Origin of the sequence: Enterobacter sp. 168J2 (assembly GCF_034107265.1) — a bacterium.
Taxonomy (GTDB): Bacteria; Pseudomonadota; Gammaproteobacteria; order Enterobacterales; family Enterobacteriaceae; genus Enterobacter; species Enterobacter nematophilus.
The window spans coordinates 119215-136942 of sequence record NZ_JAWNEB010000009.1 but is presented as its reverse complement, the minus strand read 5'-3'; the positions used below and the strand labels follow the sequence as shown (position 1 = coordinate 136942).

Annotated in this window: 17 protein-coding genes; 7 read left to right on the top strand and 10 right to left on the bottom strand. The window is 58.3% G+C overall.

The window, feature by feature from the left end:
• Positions 1-71: 71 nt before the first annotated feature.
• The 6 genes from ypfH to dapA all read right to left on the bottom strand — a co-directional run bounded on the left by ypfH (position 72) and on the right by dapA (position 6529).
• The gene (gene ypfH, locus USG84_RS19615) at positions 72-767 is read right to left on the bottom strand and encodes an esterase (RefSeq protein ID WP_151414088.1); all 696 of its coding nucleotides are present in this window, start codon (positions 765-767) and stop codon (positions 72-74) included.
• A gap of 73 nt (positions 768-840) precedes the next feature.
• Entirely contained in the window at positions 841-2787 is a 1947-nt protein-coding gene (locus USG84_RS19610) for a tRNA(Met) cytidine acetyltransferase TmcA (protein ID WP_320738431.1), read from the bottom strand.
• Positions 2787-3656: a neutral zinc metallopeptidase gene (locus USG84_RS19605; RefSeq protein WP_151414089.1), complete on the bottom strand. Its 870-nt coding sequence runs from the start codon at positions 3654-3656 to the stop codon at positions 2787-2789. The genes USG84_RS19610 and USG84_RS19605 overlap by 1 nt, the downstream gene beginning before the upstream one ends.
• A gap of 120 nt (positions 3657-3776) precedes the next feature.
• Complete coding sequence (gene purC, locus USG84_RS19600; protein WP_023332985.1) at positions 3777-4490, bottom strand: phosphoribosylaminoimidazolesuccinocarboxamide synthase; 714 nt, start codon at positions 4488-4490, stop codon at positions 3777-3779.
• A 109-nt stretch (positions 4491-4599) separates the two neighbouring features.
• Positions 4600-5634, bottom strand: a complete 1035-nt coding sequence (bamC, locus tag USG84_RS19595; RefSeq protein WP_151414090.1) for an outer membrane protein assembly factor BamC — start codon at positions 5632-5634, stop codon at positions 4600-4602.
• A 16-nt stretch (positions 5635-5650) separates the two neighbouring features.
• Positions 5651-6529, bottom strand: coding sequence for a 4-hydroxy-tetrahydrodipicolinate synthase (gene dapA / locus USG84_RS19590; protein WP_061097432.1), 879 nt, complete (start codon positions 6527-6529; stop codon positions 5651-5653).
• Between the two features lie 145 nt (positions 6530-6674).
• Between dapA and USG84_RS19585 the strand changes: the two genes are divergently transcribed.
• Both USG84_RS19585 and bcp read left to right on the top strand, forming a co-directional pair.
• Positions 6675-7244, top strand: a complete 570-nt coding sequence (locus USG84_RS19585; protein ID WP_028014022.1) for a glycine cleavage system transcriptional repressor — start codon at positions 6675-6677, stop codon at positions 7242-7244.
• A complete protein-coding gene (gene bcp / locus USG84_RS19580) occupies positions 7244-7714 on the top strand; it encodes a thioredoxin-dependent thiol peroxidase (RefSeq protein ID WP_032659360.1) in 471 nt (156 codons plus the stop codon). Before USG84_RS19585 ends, bcp begins: the two co-directional genes overlap by 1 nt.
• Before the next feature lie 94 nt (positions 7715-7808).
• On the opposite strand, the gene USG84_RS19575 is transcribed toward bcp, so the two are convergent.
• Positions 7809-8873: an AI-2E family transporter gene (locus USG84_RS19575; RefSeq protein ID WP_061097430.1), complete on the bottom strand. Its 1065-nt coding sequence runs from the start codon at positions 8871-8873 to the stop codon at positions 7809-7811.
• Between the two features lie 221 nt (positions 8874-9094).
• Here USG84_RS19575 and bepA point away from each other — a divergent pair, with 221 nt between their 5' ends.
• Both bepA and arsC read left to right on the top strand, forming a co-directional pair.
• Entirely contained in the window at positions 9095-10558 is a 1464-nt protein-coding gene (bepA, locus tag USG84_RS19570) for a beta-barrel assembly-enhancing protease (protein ID WP_041908772.1), read from the top strand.
• Between the two features lie 14 nt (positions 10559-10572).
• The gene (gene arsC, locus USG84_RS19565; RefSeq protein WP_151414091.1) at positions 10573-10929 is read left to right on the top strand and encodes an arsenate reductase (glutaredoxin); all 357 of its coding nucleotides are present in this window, start codon (positions 10573-10575) and stop codon (positions 10927-10929) included.
• Here the strand turns inward: arsC and USG84_RS19560 are convergent.
• On the bottom strand, positions 10926-11750 hold the full coding sequence (locus USG84_RS19560; protein WP_253542933.1) for an XRE family transcriptional regulator: 825 nt from the start codon (positions 11748-11750) through the stop codon (positions 10926-10928). The two genes, arsC and USG84_RS19560, sit on opposite strands and share 4 nt — an antisense overlap.
• Positions 11751-11897: 147 nt before the next feature.
• Here USG84_RS19560 and celB point away from each other — a divergent pair, with 147 nt between their 5' ends.
• The 3 genes from celB to USG84_RS19545 are packed head-to-tail and all read left to right on the top strand — an operon-like array spanning position 11898 to position 15595.
• On the top strand, positions 11898-13217 hold the full coding sequence (gene celB / locus USG84_RS19555) for a PTS cellobiose transporter subunit IIC (RefSeq protein ID WP_151414092.1): 1320 nt from the start codon (positions 11898-11900) through the stop codon (positions 13215-13217).
• A 3-nt stretch (positions 13218-13220) separates the two neighbouring features.
• Entirely contained in the window at positions 13221-14180 is a 960-nt protein-coding gene (locus USG84_RS19550; RefSeq protein WP_320738430.1) for a N(4)-(beta-N-acetylglucosaminyl)-L-asparaginase, read from the top strand.
• Positions 14177-15595, top strand: coding sequence for a leucyl aminopeptidase family protein (locus tag USG84_RS19545; RefSeq protein ID WP_151414093.1), 1419 nt, complete (start codon positions 14177-14179; stop codon positions 15593-15595). Before USG84_RS19550 ends, USG84_RS19545 begins: the two co-directional genes overlap by 4 nt.
• Positions 15596-15613: 18 nt before the next feature.
• Here USG84_RS19545 and USG84_RS19540 read toward each other — a convergent pair whose 3' ends face one another.
• Positions 15614-16315, bottom strand: coding sequence for a DnaA inactivator Hda (locus USG84_RS19540; protein ID WP_211438414.1), 702 nt, complete (start codon positions 16313-16315; stop codon positions 15614-15616).
• 96 nt (positions 16316-16411) lie between these two features.
• The gene (gene uraA / locus USG84_RS19535) at positions 16412-17701 is read right to left on the bottom strand and encodes a uracil permease (RefSeq protein ID WP_061097424.1); all 1290 of its coding nucleotides are present in this window, start codon (positions 17699-17701) and stop codon (positions 16412-16414) included.
• Positions 17702-17728: the final 27 nt, after the last annotated feature.

The following is a 17728-nucleotide window of genomic DNA, read 5'->3' as shown; positions in this document are numbered from 1 at the left end:
CCCCAAAGGGGCGAGGGGGGCCATGTTCCCTCTCCCCTTTGGGGAGAGGGTTAGGGTGAGGGGGAAATTGTTTATATAAACTCTACAATATCATCATCATTCGGCTTGCCGCCGCTGAGCGCTTCATCAAAGTAGTGCTTCGGCACGGTATAGCGCAGATGGTCGAGCGCAAACTGCATGCTGCGGTCGTCAATCGCATGGCCCAGATCGTCCACAATATCCAACGTCACATCCCCGCCTTCGCGCACCAGCGCTTCCTGGGCAGCTACCGCATGCGAAAGCTCAATCACCCGGTCTTCGCCGCCGTGAATGAGATGGATGGTGGTCTGCGTGGTCGCGCTTGTCGGCAGCGTCGCATAGCGCCCGTTAAACGCGATGACGCGTGAAGCCAGACCCGGCTGCGCTTTTACGCTTTCCAGCGACATGATTGACCCCTGAGAGAAGCCGATCAGCGCCGTTGCGTCAGCGCCTACGCCGCTCAGCTGCTGCCAGTAGCGCACGATGTCGATAAACGTGGGCATGACTGCATCAATGCGCGCCTGACGGTTCTCTTCCGTCACGCCCTGAACCGGGAACCACTGCCGTCCGTCTGGGCCGCACGGCTCTACGCCGCCGATGCTGACAATCAATGCTTGCGGAAAAACGGGCGCAAACCAGCGGCCAATCTGTCCCATGTTGACGGCATTATCGCCCACGCCATGAAACAGGAGCAGTAACTGTTTAGCCGGTTTGTCCGGGCTTTGAACAACAAAATGGTCGTGTTTCATGGCGGTCTCCTTAATTGATGAGCAGGATTTTACGCCTCTGCGGGGTAATGACCATGCCACTTTACTGAAGAAGTCATTGAAAAAATTGCCATTGCAAAATGTCTGCTTTCAACTGCTGGCAGCGGGAATAATCAAGGCTCTCGAGCGCCTGTGCGGTTTCACTCCGCAGCTTAGCCAGCAGCGCTTTTCGTCCCATCTCGTCCGTCTTTCCCTCGATTTTCCCGCGCAGCGCCGGGAGCGGCATGTCTGTGGTTAGCACCAGCCGCGTCAGCGCGGCAGCCGAGGTTGAAAACGCCCGGTGCGCAAAGGCAAACCCCGCCAGCTCCAGCCAGTCGTCACTATTAAGGGTAGCTTCCCAGGCATCGGTCACCGGGATCTTTTCGCCATTCCAGGCCGAAAGAACGCGCATATCGCGACACAGGCGCTGGTGCTCCTGCGCGCACAGGCGGTGCCCGGCCTCGCTCAGCGGCAGTAAGGCCATCGCCGTGTAGCACCCGCTGCTGGCCTCCCGATGGCTGCCCATTCGCACCAGCACAAAACCGCACTGCCGCCAGAAACGCCACAGCTCGTCGGTATAGCCAAAACTGACCGAGAGATAATCTTCACCGCTGGCGCCGCGAATAAGCCGCTGGCCGATGCCCTCCCGTTGCCGGTGGGGATGCACCGCAATGCGGCTGATTCGTCGGCCTTTCAGCGTCGCCGCGAGTGGCGAGCCACCGTGCGCCGCCAGCGACTGCGCCACAAGGTTCCCGCGTGGACGACGAAAGCCCGCCCACACCGCGCGACTCAGCTCAGGGGGCAATCCCCCCTCTTCCACCAGCCAGAGCGCGCCCGAGATATCCGCACCCGCGTGTGCAACCGCAAAGTGCTGGCCGGGGGCGTCCATCATCCGGCGTAAATCGAGGGGTGAGGTGCGATAATGCGCGGCACACAGCAGTTCATACACGCTTGCCACGCGTGCCGGGTCGCTCTCCCACATCCGCGGCTCCAGCGACCGTATACGCACGTCACCTTCCGGTTTGCGGTCGATAAGCGCATCGTCAAACAGCAGCGTATTCGCCACTATCCGCTCAAGCGGACACCCGGGCGCCCAGCGAATGGGGGTGGATAAGGTATAGCGCCGCAGCCCGCTGAACCGGGCGCAGAACTTGAGCAGAAACCCCCTGCCCGTGCCTTCATAACCCTGAACGGTGGTGGTGAGCAGTACGCGGGGAAAGCGCGCCACCAGCCTGTCCAGCAGCGGGCCGGGGATAGCGGCGGCTTCATCAACAATCAGCCAGTCGGCTTCCGTCGTGGAGGCCAGCAGCGCATCCGGGGCCATAAAATGAAAACGCTCGCCGGCGAAGCGCGCAATGACATCAGTCGCTCCTTTGGCCGGTGCAGTGACCACCGCACTCCCCTGAATGCTATTGAGCAGCATGCCTGCCAGGGCTGACTTTCCGCGTCCCCGCGGTGCCGTCACGGCAGCGACGCCCGCAGGCATGGCCAGAAGCGCGTCGAGGATCTCCGCCTGCTCGCGCTGCGGCTCGCCGCTGGCGGGCTGCCAGGCGGGTGAATCCGGCGCAGCGGGAAGAGAGAGAGGAGAATGCTGTTGCCAGACGATCGCATCCGCATCGGCGGCAAGCGTTCGGCAAAAATGGTGGACGAAGCGCGGGGTGGCGATCGGCTCCGCGCTGTCGCTCCAGCGCACGGAATCGCCGTCGGGCCTGTCGGCCCAGTCAGCGAGAGGTGGCACCAGCAGCACCAGCAGGCTTCCGGCGCGCAGCGTCCCGCTGAGCGCGGCAAAGGCTGAAACATCAAACCCCGCGCGCGCGTCAAAAACGGCGTGCCGGTATTCACGTCCCAGCAGCCCGCTAACGGCTTTTGAGGGATTTTCCTCCAGCCACGGCCAGTCTCCCGGCAAGGCATCACGCAGGCCAGCCGCCTGGCTCAACGTCCACTGTTCATCGCCAGTAAGCACCACCAGACGGCGGTGCCCGGTACGCTCAAGCCCGCGCGTCAGATGTTCAAACGACACCATCACATGGCTTTGCCGAAGGTATTACACTGGGCCGGATCGCCGCTGTCAAAGCCGCGCTTGAACCAGCTGTAGCGCTGCTGTGACGTACCGTGAGTGAAACTGTCCGGCACGACATGCCCCTGGCTCTGCTGCTGCAAACGGTCGTCGCCGATGGCCTCAGCCGCGTTTAACGCCTCTTCAAGATCGCCGGATTCCAGCACGCCCTGCTGCTGCATGCTGTGGCCCCAGACGCCCGCGAAGCAGTCCGCCTGCAGCTCCATTTTGACGGAAAGGCGGTTCACTTCGGCCTGAGACGCATTCTGCTGAAGCTGGCGCACTTTGGGCTCAATCCCCAGCAGCTTTTGCACGTGATGGCCGACTTCATGCGCGATAACGTAGCCCTGGGCAAAATCACCGTCAGCGCCAAGCTTGCGTTTCATGTCATCGTAAAAGGAGAGATCGATATAGACGGTGCCGTCTGCCGGGCAGTAGAACGGCCCCATCACCGATTGCCCGGTGCCGCATCCGGTGCGGGTTGCGCCCCGGTACATCACCAGCTTCGGCTGCTGGTAGGTGCGCCCCATCTTCTCGAACTGCTGACTCCAGGTGTCTTCAGTTGTGGCGAGAATAACGGAGGTAAATTTGGCCGCTTCATCTTCATTCGGGCTGATGGAGCGCTGAGAATGTTGCTGCTGTTGCAGCGGTTGACCGGTCATCAGGCCGGTGAGATCGACGCCATAATAGCCCGCAACCAGCACCACAATCAGCAGGATGATACCGCCCTTGCCGCTGGGTAAGCGGAAGCCGGGCCCGCCCATTGAAGGACCGCCGCCACCATCACCGCGTCTGTCTTCTACATTGTCACTTTCACGACGCCCTTGCCAGCGCATAACCACCTCGAACTATTCCATTAATAATAGCTATGATCGTAGGCGGTTAACGGCAAGATTACCATAGGAAACAAAGGTAAGACGCCAAAGGATGCGAACATCCTTTGGCAACAGAGGGACTTAGTCGAGCTTAACGCCTAAACGGTGAGCTACCGCCTCGTACGCTTCAATCAGGCCACCCAGGCTCTGACGGAAACGGTCTTTGTCCATTTTATCCAGGGTTTCTTTATCCCACAGGCGGCTGCCGTCCGGGGAAAACTCGTCGCCCAGCACCACTTCGCCTTTGAACAGACCAAACTCCAGCTTGAAGTCGACGAGGATCAGGCCCGCGTCATCAAACAGCTTTTTCAGCACGTCGTTGGCTTTGTAGGTCAGTTCCTGCATGCGCGCCAGGTTCTCTTTGCTCACCCAGCCGAAGGTTTCGCAGTAGGATTCGTTGACCATCGGGTCGTGCATGGCATCGTTTTTCAGGAACAGGTCGAACAGCGGTGGATTCAGTTCGATACCTTCTTCAATGCCCAGACGCTTCACCAGGGAGCCTGCCGCACGGTTACGAATCACGCACTCAACCGGAACCATATCCAGTTTTTTCACCAGACATTCCGTATCGGACAGCAACGCTTCCATCTGGGTCGGAATACCCGCCTCGGCCAGTTTGGTCATAATGAAGTGGTTGAACTTGTTGTTCACCATGCCTTTACGATCGAACTGCTCAATGCGTGCGCCATCCCCTGCTGACGTATCATTGCGGAACTCGAGCACCAACAGATCCGGGTTCTCCGTGCTGTATACGGTCTTCGCTTTGCCACGATACAACTCAGCTTGCTTCTGCATCTTCATTACTCCTGGTGTGATAATTTGTGTTCAAAACTGGGTATATTATGCCACGCACACGTTTGCGTAGCACGAAAATAAAAAGGGCGGGATTAACCCGCCCTCGTATTTATTTGCTGAATGCTGCCTGGAAGACAGCGACCAGCGCATCGTTCTGCGCCTGGGTCAGCGTGTGACCTTTTGGATCGATAAACTGCAGGCTGCTGCGGTTATCAAGGTCGCCTACCTGAATCTTATAGTCACCGGAGGCAAGCTGAGGATCTTTGGCGCCCAGCTCCTGCCACGCGCTGTCGGACAGCGGCTTATAGGTTGCCGTCATGCTGCCGGTTGAACGGGTGCTGTCGGTCACTTTCATGCCCACTTTTTCCAGCGTCGCTGGCAGACGCTGCCAGGTCTGGTTAAATGGTGCACGCACCACCAGCATTGGCAGGCCGGTATCATCCGCGCCGCTCTGAACGTCGTAAGTGACGCCGTTACGGTTCTGCGCGGCGTTGGCGGCATCGGTAGCGGTCTTATCCAGACCTGCCGCAATCACGTTCAGCATTTCAGTGCTGTAACGCTGCATAGAGGCGGCATCCGCAACCGGTTTACCCGCCTGCTGCAGGTTCAACAGCTTAACGTTAACCGCCTGCTGGTAACCCTGTGGTTTTACGGAGACCTGATAGCGTCCACGGTACTGCTGATCTTCATCAAGACGGTTCCACTCGATCCAGTCGGTGGTTAACGTCTGGCTGGCGTCATCGCGTTTATCAATGGTGTAATTCTTCGCCTGAATAACGCTGACGACCTGTGGCCACAGATTGCTTCCGCGCGCGCTTTCAACCAGCAGAGACGCCGTATCACCGGTGAACTGGGTACGCGCCCCGCTTACCAGCGCCAGAGGCTGTGCTGGCGGACGAATATCAAGCGCTTTACCGACCAGACCGCTACCGTTGGTCACGGGAATATTATAATCGCCGTTTTGAATCGGTAGGATCATACCAGCCGGTGCATGAAGTTCAGCAAGCGGGGTCGCATCCAGATAGGATTCATCACCGCTCACCTGGCGCTTGTAGCGCGAGTCTGAACTACAGGCAGCGAGCAGCATAACAAGCGAAACACTCGCAACCTTCGCCAGGCGCGACTTCTGTACTGAATAAGCCATCAAATCTCCCTAAACTTTACAGCAAACCGGCATGCTTCAGCGCTGCCCTGACGATGTCGCGACCGTGGTCGGTAATCGGTGTCATTGGCAAACGCAGCGTATCGGATGCTACAAGCCCCAACTCCTTACACGCCCATTTCACTGGGATCGGATTGGGTTCGACAAATAATTTATTGTGCAACGGCATCAGACGCTGATTAATGACACGCGCTTCATCATAGTGACCGGCGGCGGCCAGTTTGCACATTTCAGCCATATCGCGCGCCGCAACGTTTGCCGTTACGGAGATCACGCCATGACCACCAAGCTGCATAAAGTCCAGCGAGGTCGCATCATCACCACTCAACAGGATAAAGTCGTCTGAAACCAGCTCTTTGATCTGATGAACGCGGCTTAAGTTCCCCGTCGCCTCTTTAATACCGATAATATTTTTTACTTCCGAGAGACGACCAACGGTTTCCGGCAGCATATCGCAGCCGGTACGGGACGGCACATTATACAGAATTTGTGGCAAGTCAGTATGTTCAGCGATGGCTTTGAAGTGCTGGAACAAACCTTCCTGAGTAGGACGGTTGTAGTAAGGGGTTACCGTCAGACAGCCCACGATGCCGCTGTCGTTAAAACGTTTGGTCAGGCTGATCGCTTCTGCGGTCGCATTAGCGCCTGTCCCCGCAATGACCGGAATACGTCCGTCAGCCAGTTCCAGGGTCAGCATAACCACATCGCCGTGCTCTTCGTGGCTCAGCGTTGCGGATTCACCGGTAGTCCCTACCGAAACGATCGCCGAGGTTCCGTTGGCGACATGGTAATCAATGAGCTTCTTCATGCTTGACCGGCAGACATTACCTTTTTCATCCATCGGTGTAACAAGCGCGACAATACTTCCCGTGAACATGAGCCATCCTCTGTGCGAACAAGAGCCTCAATGTTACGTTTGGAACTGTAATAAAAGCAAGCGACCTGAGGCGCTCAGGCGGTTGTATGCATGTTTTTTTTATGCTTTCCTTAGGAAGACTTAACCATGCAAAGGAAGAACAGGTTTGACAACCTCATCACAACATTACCTGGTTATCACCGCGCTGGGTGCCGACAGGCCGGGTATCGTGAACACCATCACCCGTCACGTGAGCAGCTGCGGCTGTAATATCGAAGACAGCCGCCTGGCGATGCTCGGCGAAGAGTTCACGTTTATCATGCTGCTGTCCGGAACATGGAATGCCATTACCCTTATCGAATCCACCCTGCCGCTGAAAGGCGCGGAGCTGGATTTGCTGATCGTCATGAAGCGCACCACCGCGCGCCCGCGTCCGGCCATGCCCGCGACCGTCTGGGTGCAGGTTGAAGTCCCTGATTCTCCGCATCTGATTGAGCGCTTTACCGCGCTGTTCGACAGCCATCAGATGAACATTGCCGAACTCGTCTCCCGCACGCAGCCGGGCGACGAAAGCACCGTTCCCACGCTCTTTATTCAAATTACCGCACACAGCCCTGCCTCGCAGGATGCGTCAAATATCGAGCAAGCGTTCAAAGCCCTCTGTACAGAATTAAACGCGCAGGGCAGTATAAGCGTCGTCAATTATTCGCAGCACGAACAGGATGGAGTTGAGTAATGAATCCACTGAAAGCCGGTGACATCGCACCGAAATTTAGCTTACCGGATCAAGACGGCGAGCAAGTAAATTTGACCGACTTCCAGGGACAGCGTGTTCTGGTCTATTTCTACCCGAAAGCCATGACCCCCGGCTGCACCGTTCAGGCCTGCGGCTTACGCGACAACATGGACGAGTTGAAGAAAGTCGGCGTGGAAGTGCTGGGAATCAGCACGGATAAACCAGAAAAGTTGTCACGATTTGCGGAAAAGGAGCTGCTGAACTTCACGCTGCTTTCCGACGAAGACCACCAGGTATGCGAGCAGTTCGGCGTCTGGGGTGAAAAGACCTTTATGGGTAAAACCTACGACGGCATTCACCGCATCAGCTTCCTGATTGACGCTGACGGTAAAGTTGAGCATGTGTTTGACGACTTCAAAACCAGCAACCACCACGACGTGGTGTTGAACTGGCTGAAAGCAAGCGCCTGATAAACAGCAAAACGGCAACCCAGTTGCCGTTTTAGTGTTTTCTCCCTCTCCCCATAGGAGAGGGCCGGGGTGAGGGCGTCAGGCCGCACAAAATCTACTTCTCTTCCACCGCTGGCACATCCGGCCACGCGTGCACCACCGCTTTAATCAGCGTCGCCAGCGGAATGGCAAAGAACACGCCCCAGAACCCCCACAGCCCGCCGAAAATCACCACGGATAAGATAATCACCAGCGGATGCAGGTTCACCGCTTCGGAGAACAGCACCGGCACCAGCAGGTTACCGTCCAGCGCCTGAATAATGAGGTATACCGCAAAGCAGCTCCAGAACTCCGTACCCAGACCAAACTGGAACAGCGCAACGCCCACCACCGGAATGGTCACCACAAAGGCACCGATGTAGGGAATGAGCACCGAAAATCCGACCAGCACCGCCAGCAGCAGCGAGTAGTTCAGGCCGAAGATGAGGAAGCCAATCCAGGTCGCGACACCGACCACAATCATCTCCAGCACCTTGCCGCGAATGTAGTTGGTGATCTGCTGGTTCATCTCTTCCCAGACCTGCCCGGCCAGGCCGCGATTGCGCGGCAGCACGCGGCGTACCGCGTTAAGCATCTGCTCTTTGTCCTTGACCAGGAAGAACACCATCAGCGGCACGAGCACAAGATAGACGGCCAGGGTGAGCAGCCCCACAAGCGAGGCCAGAGAGTATTTCACCACCGAGTCGCCCATCGTCATGATGCGGGCGCGCATGTTTTCGGCCATCGCATCTATGATCCCCGCATCCATCAGCGCGGGGTAACGACGCGGCAGCGTGGCGGCGAAATCAGACAGCTTGTTCAACATGCCGGGCATATCGCGGATCAGGTAAATCCCCTGCTGCCAGGCAACCGGCATCACCACGAATGCCATCAGCAGCAGAATGCCGACAAACAGCACCAGGACGATGCTGGTCGCCCAGCGGCGTGAACAGCCGATATGTTCCAGACGCGCCGTTGGCCACTCCAGCAGGTACGCCAGCACAATCGCCACCAGCAGAGGGGCGAGAAGGCCGCTGAAGAAGAACAGAATACCGAACCCGGCAACCAGAATAACCAGCAAAGCAATGGCTTCCGGGTCACTGAACCGACGCCGGTACCACTGCATTAACATTTCGAGCATACAACCCTTCCCTGAATCGATTGGCGGGAGTGAGACGATGAATTGTATCTAATTGTCACAAAAAAGACTTTCGCTTTTTGTATCCCTGTCACAATCCGCAAAAGCCTGATGAATGGGATTTTCTTCATGCGGTAACACGGCTACACTCGCAGGGCAGCAGAGATGAACGATATGCCGGTTCATCGGTCAAATTAGCACCTCCAACATACAGGACAGTGGTTATGTTCAGGCAGTTGAGAAAAACACTGGTTGCAACACTGATTGCCGCAGTGACGGTCGGTCAGGTGTTGCCCGCTTTCGCTGACTCGTCCGATTCATTGCCGGACATGGGCACCACGGCAGGAAGCACGCTCTCTATCGGGCAAGAGATGCAGATGGGTGATTACTATGTGCGCCAGCTGCGCGGCAGCGCCCCGCTGATCAACGACCCTTTGCTGGTGCAGTACATTAACGGGCTGGGGATGCGCCTGGTGGCGCACGCCGACTCGGTAAAAACGCCCTTCCACTTCTATTTAATTAATAACGACGAAATCAACGCCTTCGCCTTCTTTGGCGGGAACGTGGTGCTGCATTCGGCGTTATTCCGTTATTCAGACAACGAAAGCCAGCTGGCCTCGGTAATGGCGCACGAAATTTCGCACGTCACCCAGCGCCACCTCGCGCGTGCGATGGAAGACCAGAAGCGTAACGCCCCGCTGACCTGGGTGGGCGCGCTGGGCTCTATTCTGCTGGCGATGGCCAGCCCGCAGGCCGGGATGGCGGCCCTGACCGGTACGCTGGCGGGAACGCGTCAGGGGATGATCAGCTTCACCCAGCAAAACGAACAGGAGGCGGACCGCATCGGCATTCAGGTTTTACAGCGCTCCGGCTTCGACCCGCAGGCCATGCCGAGCTTCCTGGAAAAACTGCTCGATCAGGCACGTTACTCTTCCCGTCCGCCGGAAATTTTGCTCACCCACCCGCTGCCGGAAAGCCGTTTATCGGATGCGCGCAACCGTGCCAATCAGATGCGCCCGGTGGTCGTGCAGTCGTCACAGGACTTCTACATGGCGAAAGTGAGAACGCTCGGCATGTACAACTCCGGGCGTAACCAGCTCACCAGCGATCTGCTGGATACCCTGGCGAAAGGCAACGTGCGGGAAAAAAACGCCGCGCAGTATGGTCAGGCGCTACAGGCGATGGAAGCCAGCAAATATGACGAAGCGCGTAAAGCGCTGCAGCCGCTGCTGGCAGCCGACCCGAACAATCCGTGGTATCTCGATCTCTCAACGGATATCGATCTGGGGCAGAAGAAAGCCACCGATGCGATTAACCGCCTGAAAGGGGCGAAAGACATACGGACCAACCCGGTGCTGCAGCTTAACCTGGCGAACGCTTACCTGCAGGGCGGTCAGCCCGCGCAGGCCGTGACCATTCTGAACCGCTACACGTTTAACAATAAAGACGACCAGAACGGCTGGGAGCTGCTCGCTCAGGCGCAGGGGCAACTGGGTAACCGCGATCAGGAGCTGGCCGCGCGTGCTGAAGGGCTGGCGCTGGCGGGTCGCCTCGATCAGGCTATTTCCCTGCTAAGCAGCGCCAGCTCGCAGGTGAAGCTCGGCAGCCTGCAGCAGGCCCGCTACGATGCGCGCATCGACCAGCTGCGCGGCCTGCAACAACGCTTTAAGCCGTACGAGAAGATGTAATAAAAGGAGAAGTCATGACAGACGCGGTAAAAATTTACCATAACCCTCGCTGCTCCAAGAGCCGCGACACGCTCAGCCTGCTGAAGTCTAACGGCATCGACCCGGAAGTGGTGCTGTATCTGGAGACGCCGCCGGACGCGCAGACGATCCGCGAGCTGCTGCACATGCTGGGGATGGGCAGCGCGCGTGAACTGATGCGTCAGAAAGAGGATCTGTATAAATCGCTTAATCTGGATGACGGCCGCCTCACCGAGGCTGAGCTGGTACAGGCGATGGTCGACAATCCAAAGCTGATTGAGCGCCCGATTGTGGTGGCGAACGGCAAGGCGCGCATTGGCCGTCCGCCGGAAGATGTGCTCGAAATCCTCTAGTCCCTACGCCGCAGCGCTTCCAGAAACGCCTGCGGCGTACTCTCTCCCAGCTTTTTCTGCGTTTTGCCCCGGTTATAGAATTCGCACAGCGCGATCAACACCTCTCCCGCCGGTTCATCATTCACGCGAGGAATAACATCACGTAATGGCACCGCCACCTGAAGCGCATTGTATTTTTGGGGATGCGTTTTTACCGCCACATCTTTTGCAGGATCCGTCAGTTCAAAACCAAAAGTCTCAAGAGATTGTATATCAGCCGGACAGGCATCCAGCAGCGCCCGCGTCCAGGTATTGAGCAACTGGGGCGAAAGTCCCGCATAGAGCCGGGCATGACACCAGCCGCTTACCGGTTCGCGCGCCCAGAGCAGGTGCTGTTCACCCCCATCGTCCATGTGCAACGACAAAGGCAGATGATGCAGCATCAGCGTGTGCGGCATGATGCCTGCCTTCAGCGCCTTTTTACCCTGCAATGAAGTCCCCTTGTGTTTCGCGGGGGCCGGCTTGAGATAGCGGCTCAGCGTTGCCCGCGAAACGCGGATCCCCAGCACGTCGTTAACCATCTGCAGCAGTTCATCCAGCGGCGCCCCTGAGATGTCGCGCAGCGCATTCACCAGCGCAACCTGCTCCTGTCTCAACGCTTTGTATATCACTTTTGGCGTGGTGTGGTTATCCGAAACCTGGTCGCGGTTGCGCCAGCGTCTGACGGTCGTGACCGAGATCCCCAGCTCAACGGCAAGCTCTCTGTCGCTTTTATCCGACTGTTGAAGATAGCGGCGGATACGCGGCGTGGTAGTCGCATTGGCATGCAGTTTAATTTCCATCGCAACAATTCCGTTAACTAATCATATGAGATTTATATAACGCGAGCGATTGCTTTGTGACCGATTTCACCTTTCGCTCGCCGCGCTTCACTGATAATCCTCAGACATAACATAAACCATGCCACTCAATCTTGTACGGAGTTCACAATGAACAATGTTCTGGGATTTCTTGAAGCAAAACTGATGCCCCTGGCGGCGAAAACGGCCCAGCAGCGTCATCTCGGGGCCATACGCGGCGCCTACGTTTCATTCATGCCGTTTATCATCGTCGGCTCCATCCTGCTGGTGATCTCCTCATTCCCGAACCAAACCTATCAGCAGTTTATGTCTCAGGCCTTTGGTGAGAGCTGGAGCGCGATTATTGAAATCCCGTTCAACGCGGTGTTCTCCACCATGTCGCTGTTCATCAGCTTCCTGGTCGCCTTCCGCCTGGCGGAACACTACGGCGAGGACCGCATCTCCTGCGGCATCCTGGCGCTGGTGGCGTTTCTGATCCTGACCCCGTTTATTAAGGTGGCGGAAAACGGCGGTATTACCGTGATGCCGGTGGAGTGGATTGGCAGCAAAGGATTGTTCGTGGCGATGATCGGCTCGCTGTTCTGGACGGAGCTGTTCTGCTGGCTGAAGCGCAAAAATCTGGTGATTAAAATGCCGGACGGCGTGCCGCCTGCGGTGCAGGAGTCGTTCGCGGCGCTGATCCCGGCCCTGCTGGTGATGATTCTGGTGCTGGGTATCCGCATCGTCTTCGAAAACACCCACTACAGCACCATCCATCAGTTTATTTATGAAGTGGTTGCCACGCCGGTGCGCCACTACGGCACCTCCTACTTTGGCGCGCTGATGACCGTCTTCAGCATCACCATTCTCTGGTCCGTGGGCATTAACTCCGGCTCGATGATTAACGGCATCATTCGTCCGCTGTGGATGGAAAACCAGACGGACAACATCGCCGCGATTCAGGCCGGCACAACGCCGCCGCACATCATCACCGAGCAGTTTTTTGACATGATCTGGATGGGCGGCGCGGGGGCCACGCTGTCGCTGGTGATTGCGATGCTGATTTTCGCCCGCAGTAAAAACATGCGCGAAGTGGCGCGTCTCGGCGCCGGGGCGTCGGTGTTTAACATCAACGAGCCGATTCTGTTTGGCCTGCCGGTGATCATGAACCCGATCATGCTCATCCCGTTCAACCTGGTGCCGCTGGTGCTGGTCACCGTGCAGTATGCAGCGATGAAAGTTGGCGCGGTCGCCGTCACCACCGGGGTGTTTATCCCCTGGACGCTGCCGCCGGTGATCAGCGGTTTTATCGTCACCGGGCACCTGAGCGGCAGCGTGATGCAGCTGATCAACCTGCTGATCGGCGCCATGCTGTATCTGCCCTTCATGCGTATCGTGGACAAACAGTACCGCGCGGCGGAAATTGCCACCGTTACGCAAACCGACACCACCCTTGCAAAACAGGAGTAAAGCATGTGGGGAATTATCGCAACCTGGCGAATGGCGCTTGAAGGGGTAACGGAATCTGCGTCTGCCCTGGCGGCGGGAAAGCCGGTCGCTACGGCGGTGGTTGATGCCGTCGCCGCCGTCGAAGACTTTCCGCTGTATAAATCCGTCGGCTACGGCGGGCTGCCTACCGAAAACGGCGAAGTCGAGCTGGACGCGGCATACATGGACGGCGACACGCTGGCGTTCGGTGCCGTGGGGAACCTGGTGGATATCGCCAACCCGGTGCGCGTGGCGCACGCGCTCAGCCGCCAGCGCTACAACAGCCTGCTGGTCGGCCAGGGCGCGCGGGAATGGGCGCTAAGCCAGGGCTTTGTCGACAAAACCATGCTCACCGAACGGGCCATGCAGCACTACCGCAAGCGCTGCCGCGAGACGCTGGATAAAGGCTTAAGCCCGTACGACGGACACGACACCGTCGGCATTATCGGCCTCGATAAGCAGGGTTCGATGAGCGTTGCCACCTCCACCAGCGGCCTGTTTATGAAAAAACGCGGCCGCATTGGGGATTCGCCGATTATCGGCTCCGGCTTTTACTGCGACAGCGAAACCGGCGCGGCCACCGCTACGGGCGTCGGTGAAGATCTGATGAAAGGCTGCACCAGCTACGAAATCGTCCGCCGGATGGCGCAGGGTATGACCCCGCAGCAGGCGGCAGACTCCGTGGTGTTCGAGCTGGAAGACAAGCTGATGTCGCGCTTTGGTCGCGTGGGCGATCTCTCCGTAGTGTGCATGAATAACAGGGGCGAATTTGGCGCCGCCACCAACATCAAAACCTTCTCGTTTGTGGTGGCGACGGCCCGTCAGCCGCTCACCGTTTTTCGTACCGAGCGCCTGCGGGAGAAAACGCACTATCACGCCGTGGACGAAGAGTGGATGCAGGCCTATGCCGCGCGGATCCGCGCGCCGATTGAGGAGTCAAAATGATCGCGTATCAGTTAATCACCGCGCTTTCTGACGCGAAGCCGCAAAGCCATTTAATCGCCCGCGTCTCCTGCGCGCAGTTGCCGCAAACCGCGCTTGTTGCCGAAATGCGCGAGTCTGACGGCATCGCGGACACCCGCTTTGGCTGCGCCCCTTTTGAGCGCATCACCCTGCTGCCGGACGCGCTCTGGCATGACGCGCTCACTGAAGGCCTGCTTGCCGCCCTGCGACCGCTGATTGCCTCTCCCGCCAGCGCAGATATCGTGCTGGACGCAACAGATATTGACGACGTCGTGCTGGCCCAGGTGCTGCGTTTTCTTTTTAATCAGGCGCACAGGCTGAGCGATTTACAGCTGAAGAAAACCAGTGAGGGCGTCCGTATTAAGCGCATCACCGCCCTCTGCCTGCCGGAGCAGCAGGAAAAGCTGGAAACGATCTTCCGCCATCAGCAGGCCATCGCCCACGGCATGGTCGCGGCGCGACGCCTGGCGGATATCCCTTCCGACCGCTGCACGCCGCAGTTTGTCGTCGAAGAGGCGCAAAAACTGTGTTCTGCCTTCCCCACCCTGCGCTGTGACGTATTGAATGAAGAGCAAATCGTTGAGCAGGGGCTGGGGCTGCTGCACGCCGTCGGCAAAGGGGCGACCTGCCCGCCACGTCTGCTGGCTATTCATTACGACGGTGCATCTGACGGCCCAGTGCGCTGCTACGTAGGTAAAGGCATTACGTTTGATACCGGCGGCCTGTGGCTGAAGGAAGGCGCGGGCATGTACACCATGAAATACGACATGTGCGGCGCAGCCAACGTGCTGGGGCTGATGCTGACCGCCGCAGGGCTGGCGCTGCCCGTGCGCATCATGGGCGTGCTGGCGCTGGCGGAAAACGCCATCGGCCCGGACGCCATGCAGCCCGGCACGGTGGCAACGGCCTGTAACGGCATGACGGTTGAAATCAACAACACCGATGCCGAAGGCCGACTGGTGCTCGCGGACGCCATCGCCTGGGCCAGCCAGCGCCATCCGCAGGCGCGCTATATCATTGATATGGCGACCTTAACCGGTGCGGTAGTGAAGGCGCTGGGGTATGAGCTGAGCGGGCTGATGACCCAGGACGAGCCGCTGCGCGCCGCGCTGACGCAGGCGGGTAAGCGGAGCGGCGACGAAGTGTGGTCCCTCCCGCTGGATGCGCGGCTGAAAAAGCAGACCGACAGCGCGATTGCCGATCTGTGCAACACGCCGACCAACAACGCGGCAATCAGCGCCTCGGCGGCGTGGCTGCTGCACCACTTTTGCCCGCAGACGATCCCGTGGGCGCATCTGGATATCAGCGGCACGGCGCTGTGGCGAGAGAGCGGCAGGAGCGTGGCGTCGGGCAGACCGATTCCGCTTTTGGTTGAGCACCTGATGGGGGATCTTTAGCCGCCACCGGGCAAAAACTCAAAGCTTAAGAATGTCTTTCACAAACGGAATGGTCAGCTTGCGCTGGGCAGTAATGGAGGCGCGATCGAGCTGATCGAGCGTATCAAACAGCGTGCGCATTTCGCGGTCCAGACGCTTGAGCAGGAAACGGCCCACGTCTTCCGGCAGCTCAAAGCCGCGCTGCTTTGCGCGCAGCTGTAGCGCCTGCAGTTTGTCTTCATCCGACAGCGGCTGGAGCTTGTAGATTTGCCCCCAGTCCAGACGGGACGCCAGATCCGGCAGCCCCAGATTGAGCTGGCGCGGTGGACGATCGCCGGTGATCAGCAGCCGGGTTTTGCCCGACTCCAGGATGCGGTTGTAGAGGTTAAAGATCGCCATTTCCCACGGCTCGTCCCCCGCCACGCATTCGATATTATCGATGCAGACCAGCGAGAGATGTTCCATTCCCTCCAGCACTTCAGGCACGAACCAGGTACGTTTATCCAGCGGCACATAGCCTACCGCGTCACCGCGCGCCGAAAGCTCCGCGCAGGCAGCATGCAGCAGGTGGCTGCGCCCCGCGCCTTCGCGTGACCAGATATAGATGTATCCGCTGTGATCCTGGCGCAGCACGTTTTGCAGTGCAGCCAGTAAAGAGGGGTTATCACCCGGCCAGAAACTCGCGAAAGTTTCGTCGTCAGGGAGATAAAGTGGCAGAGAGAGCTGTGCCGGTCCGTTCAGAAATACCTCAACCAGAGATCTTACATAAAATCGGCGATGAGTTTATCACGGAACCAGCCGGGAGAGAACCGGGCGATCCTTCGCCCGGCATGAAGATCAATGTGGCGCTTTTTCGCTTTCGTCAGCGTCCAGCACCACCTCTTCCGGGCGGATCACCGAGATCAGCTTGAAAATCAGGCTCAGGCCCACGCCGACGATGGTCGCCAGCGCCATGCCCTTCAGCTCGGCCGCGCCGATGTGCACCTTCGCGCCGCTCACGCCGATGATCAGGATAACGGAGGTCAGGATCAGGTTCTGCGCCTTGCTGTAATCCACTTTGGATTCAATCAGCACGCGAATACCGGACGCCCCGATCACCCCGTACAGCAGCAGGGAAACGCCGCCCATTACCGGGACAGGGATAATCTGGATCGCTGCCGCCAGCTTGCCCACGCAGGAGAGCAGAATGGCGATGATCGCCGCGCCGCCGATAACCCAGGTGCTGTAGACGCGGGTAATCGCCATCACGCCGATGTTTTCACCGTAGGTGGTGTTTGGCGTGGAGCCGAAGAATCCGGAGATGATGGTCGAGAAGCCGTTGGCAAACATGGAGCGGTGCAGCCCCGGGTCGCGGATCAGGTCGCGCTTAATGATGTTCGCCGTCACCACCAGGTGGCCAACGTGCTCGGCAATCACCACCAGCGCGGCAGGCAGAATGGTGAAAATAGCAAACCATTCAAAGCGCGGGGTGTAGATGGTTGGCAGCGCGAACCAGGGTGCCTGAGCAATCGGAGTGGTATCCACCACGCCCATGACGAAGGAGAGCGCATAGCCCGCCAGCACGCCGATCAGGATCGGGATAATCGCCATAAAGCCGCGGAACAGCACGGAGCCAAACACCGTCACGCCCAGGGTTACCAGCGAGATAATGATGGTTTTGGAATCCGGTGACTGGCCGTCCGCAGGCAGCAGGCCGGCCATATTCGCCGCCACGCCCGCCAGTTCAAGACCGATAACGGCAACGATGGCCCCCATCGCCGCAGGCGGGAACATCACGTCCAGCCAGCCGGTACCCGCTTTCTTCACGATGAAGGAAACGATGCAGAACAGCACGCCGCACATGATAAAGCCGCCCAGCGCGACCTCATAACCCAGCGGCAGCAGCAATAATACCGGAGAGATAAAGGCAAAGCTCGACCCGAGATACGCCGGGATTTTGCCTTTACAGATAAAGAGGTACAGCAGCGTACCGATGCCGTTGAACAGCAGCACGGTAGCCGGGTTAATGTGAAACAGGATTGGCACCAGCACGGTTGCGCCAAACATGGCGAACAGGTGCTGCAAACTAAGCGGGATAGTCTGTAAAAGCGGCGGTCTTTCACTCACCCCGATAGCACGGCGCGTCATAGTGTTTTCCTCTGTGTAGTATTGTTG

What these genes read in the sequence shown, in the direction of transcription:
- ypfH (WP_151414088.1), bottom strand. Translation starts at nt 767, where the DNA reads ATGAAACACGACCATTTTGTTGTTCAAAGCCCGGACAAACCGGCTAAA.
- USG84_RS19610 (WP_320738431.1), bottom strand. Translation starts at nt 2,787, where the DNA reads ATGGTGTCGTTTGAACATCTGACGCGCGGGCTTGAGCGTACCGGGCAC.
- USG84_RS19605 (WP_151414089.1), bottom strand. Translation starts at nt 3,656, where the DNA reads ATGCGCTGGCAAGGGCGTCGTGAAAGTGACAATGTAGAAGACAGACGC.
- purC (WP_023332985.1), bottom strand. Translation starts at nt 4,490, where the DNA reads ATGCAGAAGCAAGCTGAGTTGTATCGTGGCAAAGCGAAGACCGTATAC.
- bamC (WP_151414090.1), bottom strand. Translation starts at nt 5,634, where the DNA reads ATGGCTTATTCAGTACAGAAGTCGCGCCTGGCGAAGGTTGCGAGTGTT.
- dapA (WP_061097432.1), bottom strand. Translation starts at nt 6,529, where the DNA reads ATGTTCACGGGAAGTATTGTCGCGCTTGTTACACCGATGGATGAAAAA.
- bcp (WP_032659360.1), top strand. Translation starts at nt 7,244, where the DNA reads ATGAATCCACTGAAAGCCGGTGACATCGCACCGAAATTTAGCTTACCG.
- USG84_RS19575 (WP_061097430.1), bottom strand. Translation starts at nt 8,873, where the DNA reads ATGCTCGAAATGTTAATGCAGTGGTACCGGCGTCGGTTCAGTGACCCG.
- bepA (WP_041908772.1), top strand. Translation starts at nt 9,095, where the DNA reads ATGTTCAGGCAGTTGAGAAAAACACTGGTTGCAACACTGATTGCCGCA.
- arsC (WP_151414091.1), top strand. Translation starts at nt 10,573, where the DNA reads ATGACAGACGCGGTAAAAATTTACCATAACCCTCGCTGCTCCAAGAGC.
- USG84_RS19560 (WP_253542933.1), bottom strand. Translation starts at nt 11,750, where the DNA reads ATGGAAATTAAACTGCATGCCAATGCGACTACCACGCCGCGTATCCGC.
- celB (WP_151414092.1), top strand. Translation starts at nt 11,898, where the DNA reads ATGAACAATGTTCTGGGATTTCTTGAAGCAAAACTGATGCCCCTGGCG.
- USG84_RS19550 (WP_320738430.1), top strand. Translation starts at nt 13,221, where the DNA reads ATGTGGGGAATTATCGCAACCTGGCGAATGGCGCTTGAAGGGGTAACG.
- USG84_RS19545 (WP_151414093.1), top strand. Translation starts at nt 14,177, where the DNA reads ATGATCGCGTATCAGTTAATCACCGCGCTTTCTGACGCGAAGCCGCAA.
- uraA (WP_061097424.1), bottom strand. Translation starts at nt 17,701, where the DNA reads ATGACGCGCCGTGCTATCGGGGTGAGTGAAAGACCGCCGCTTTTACAG.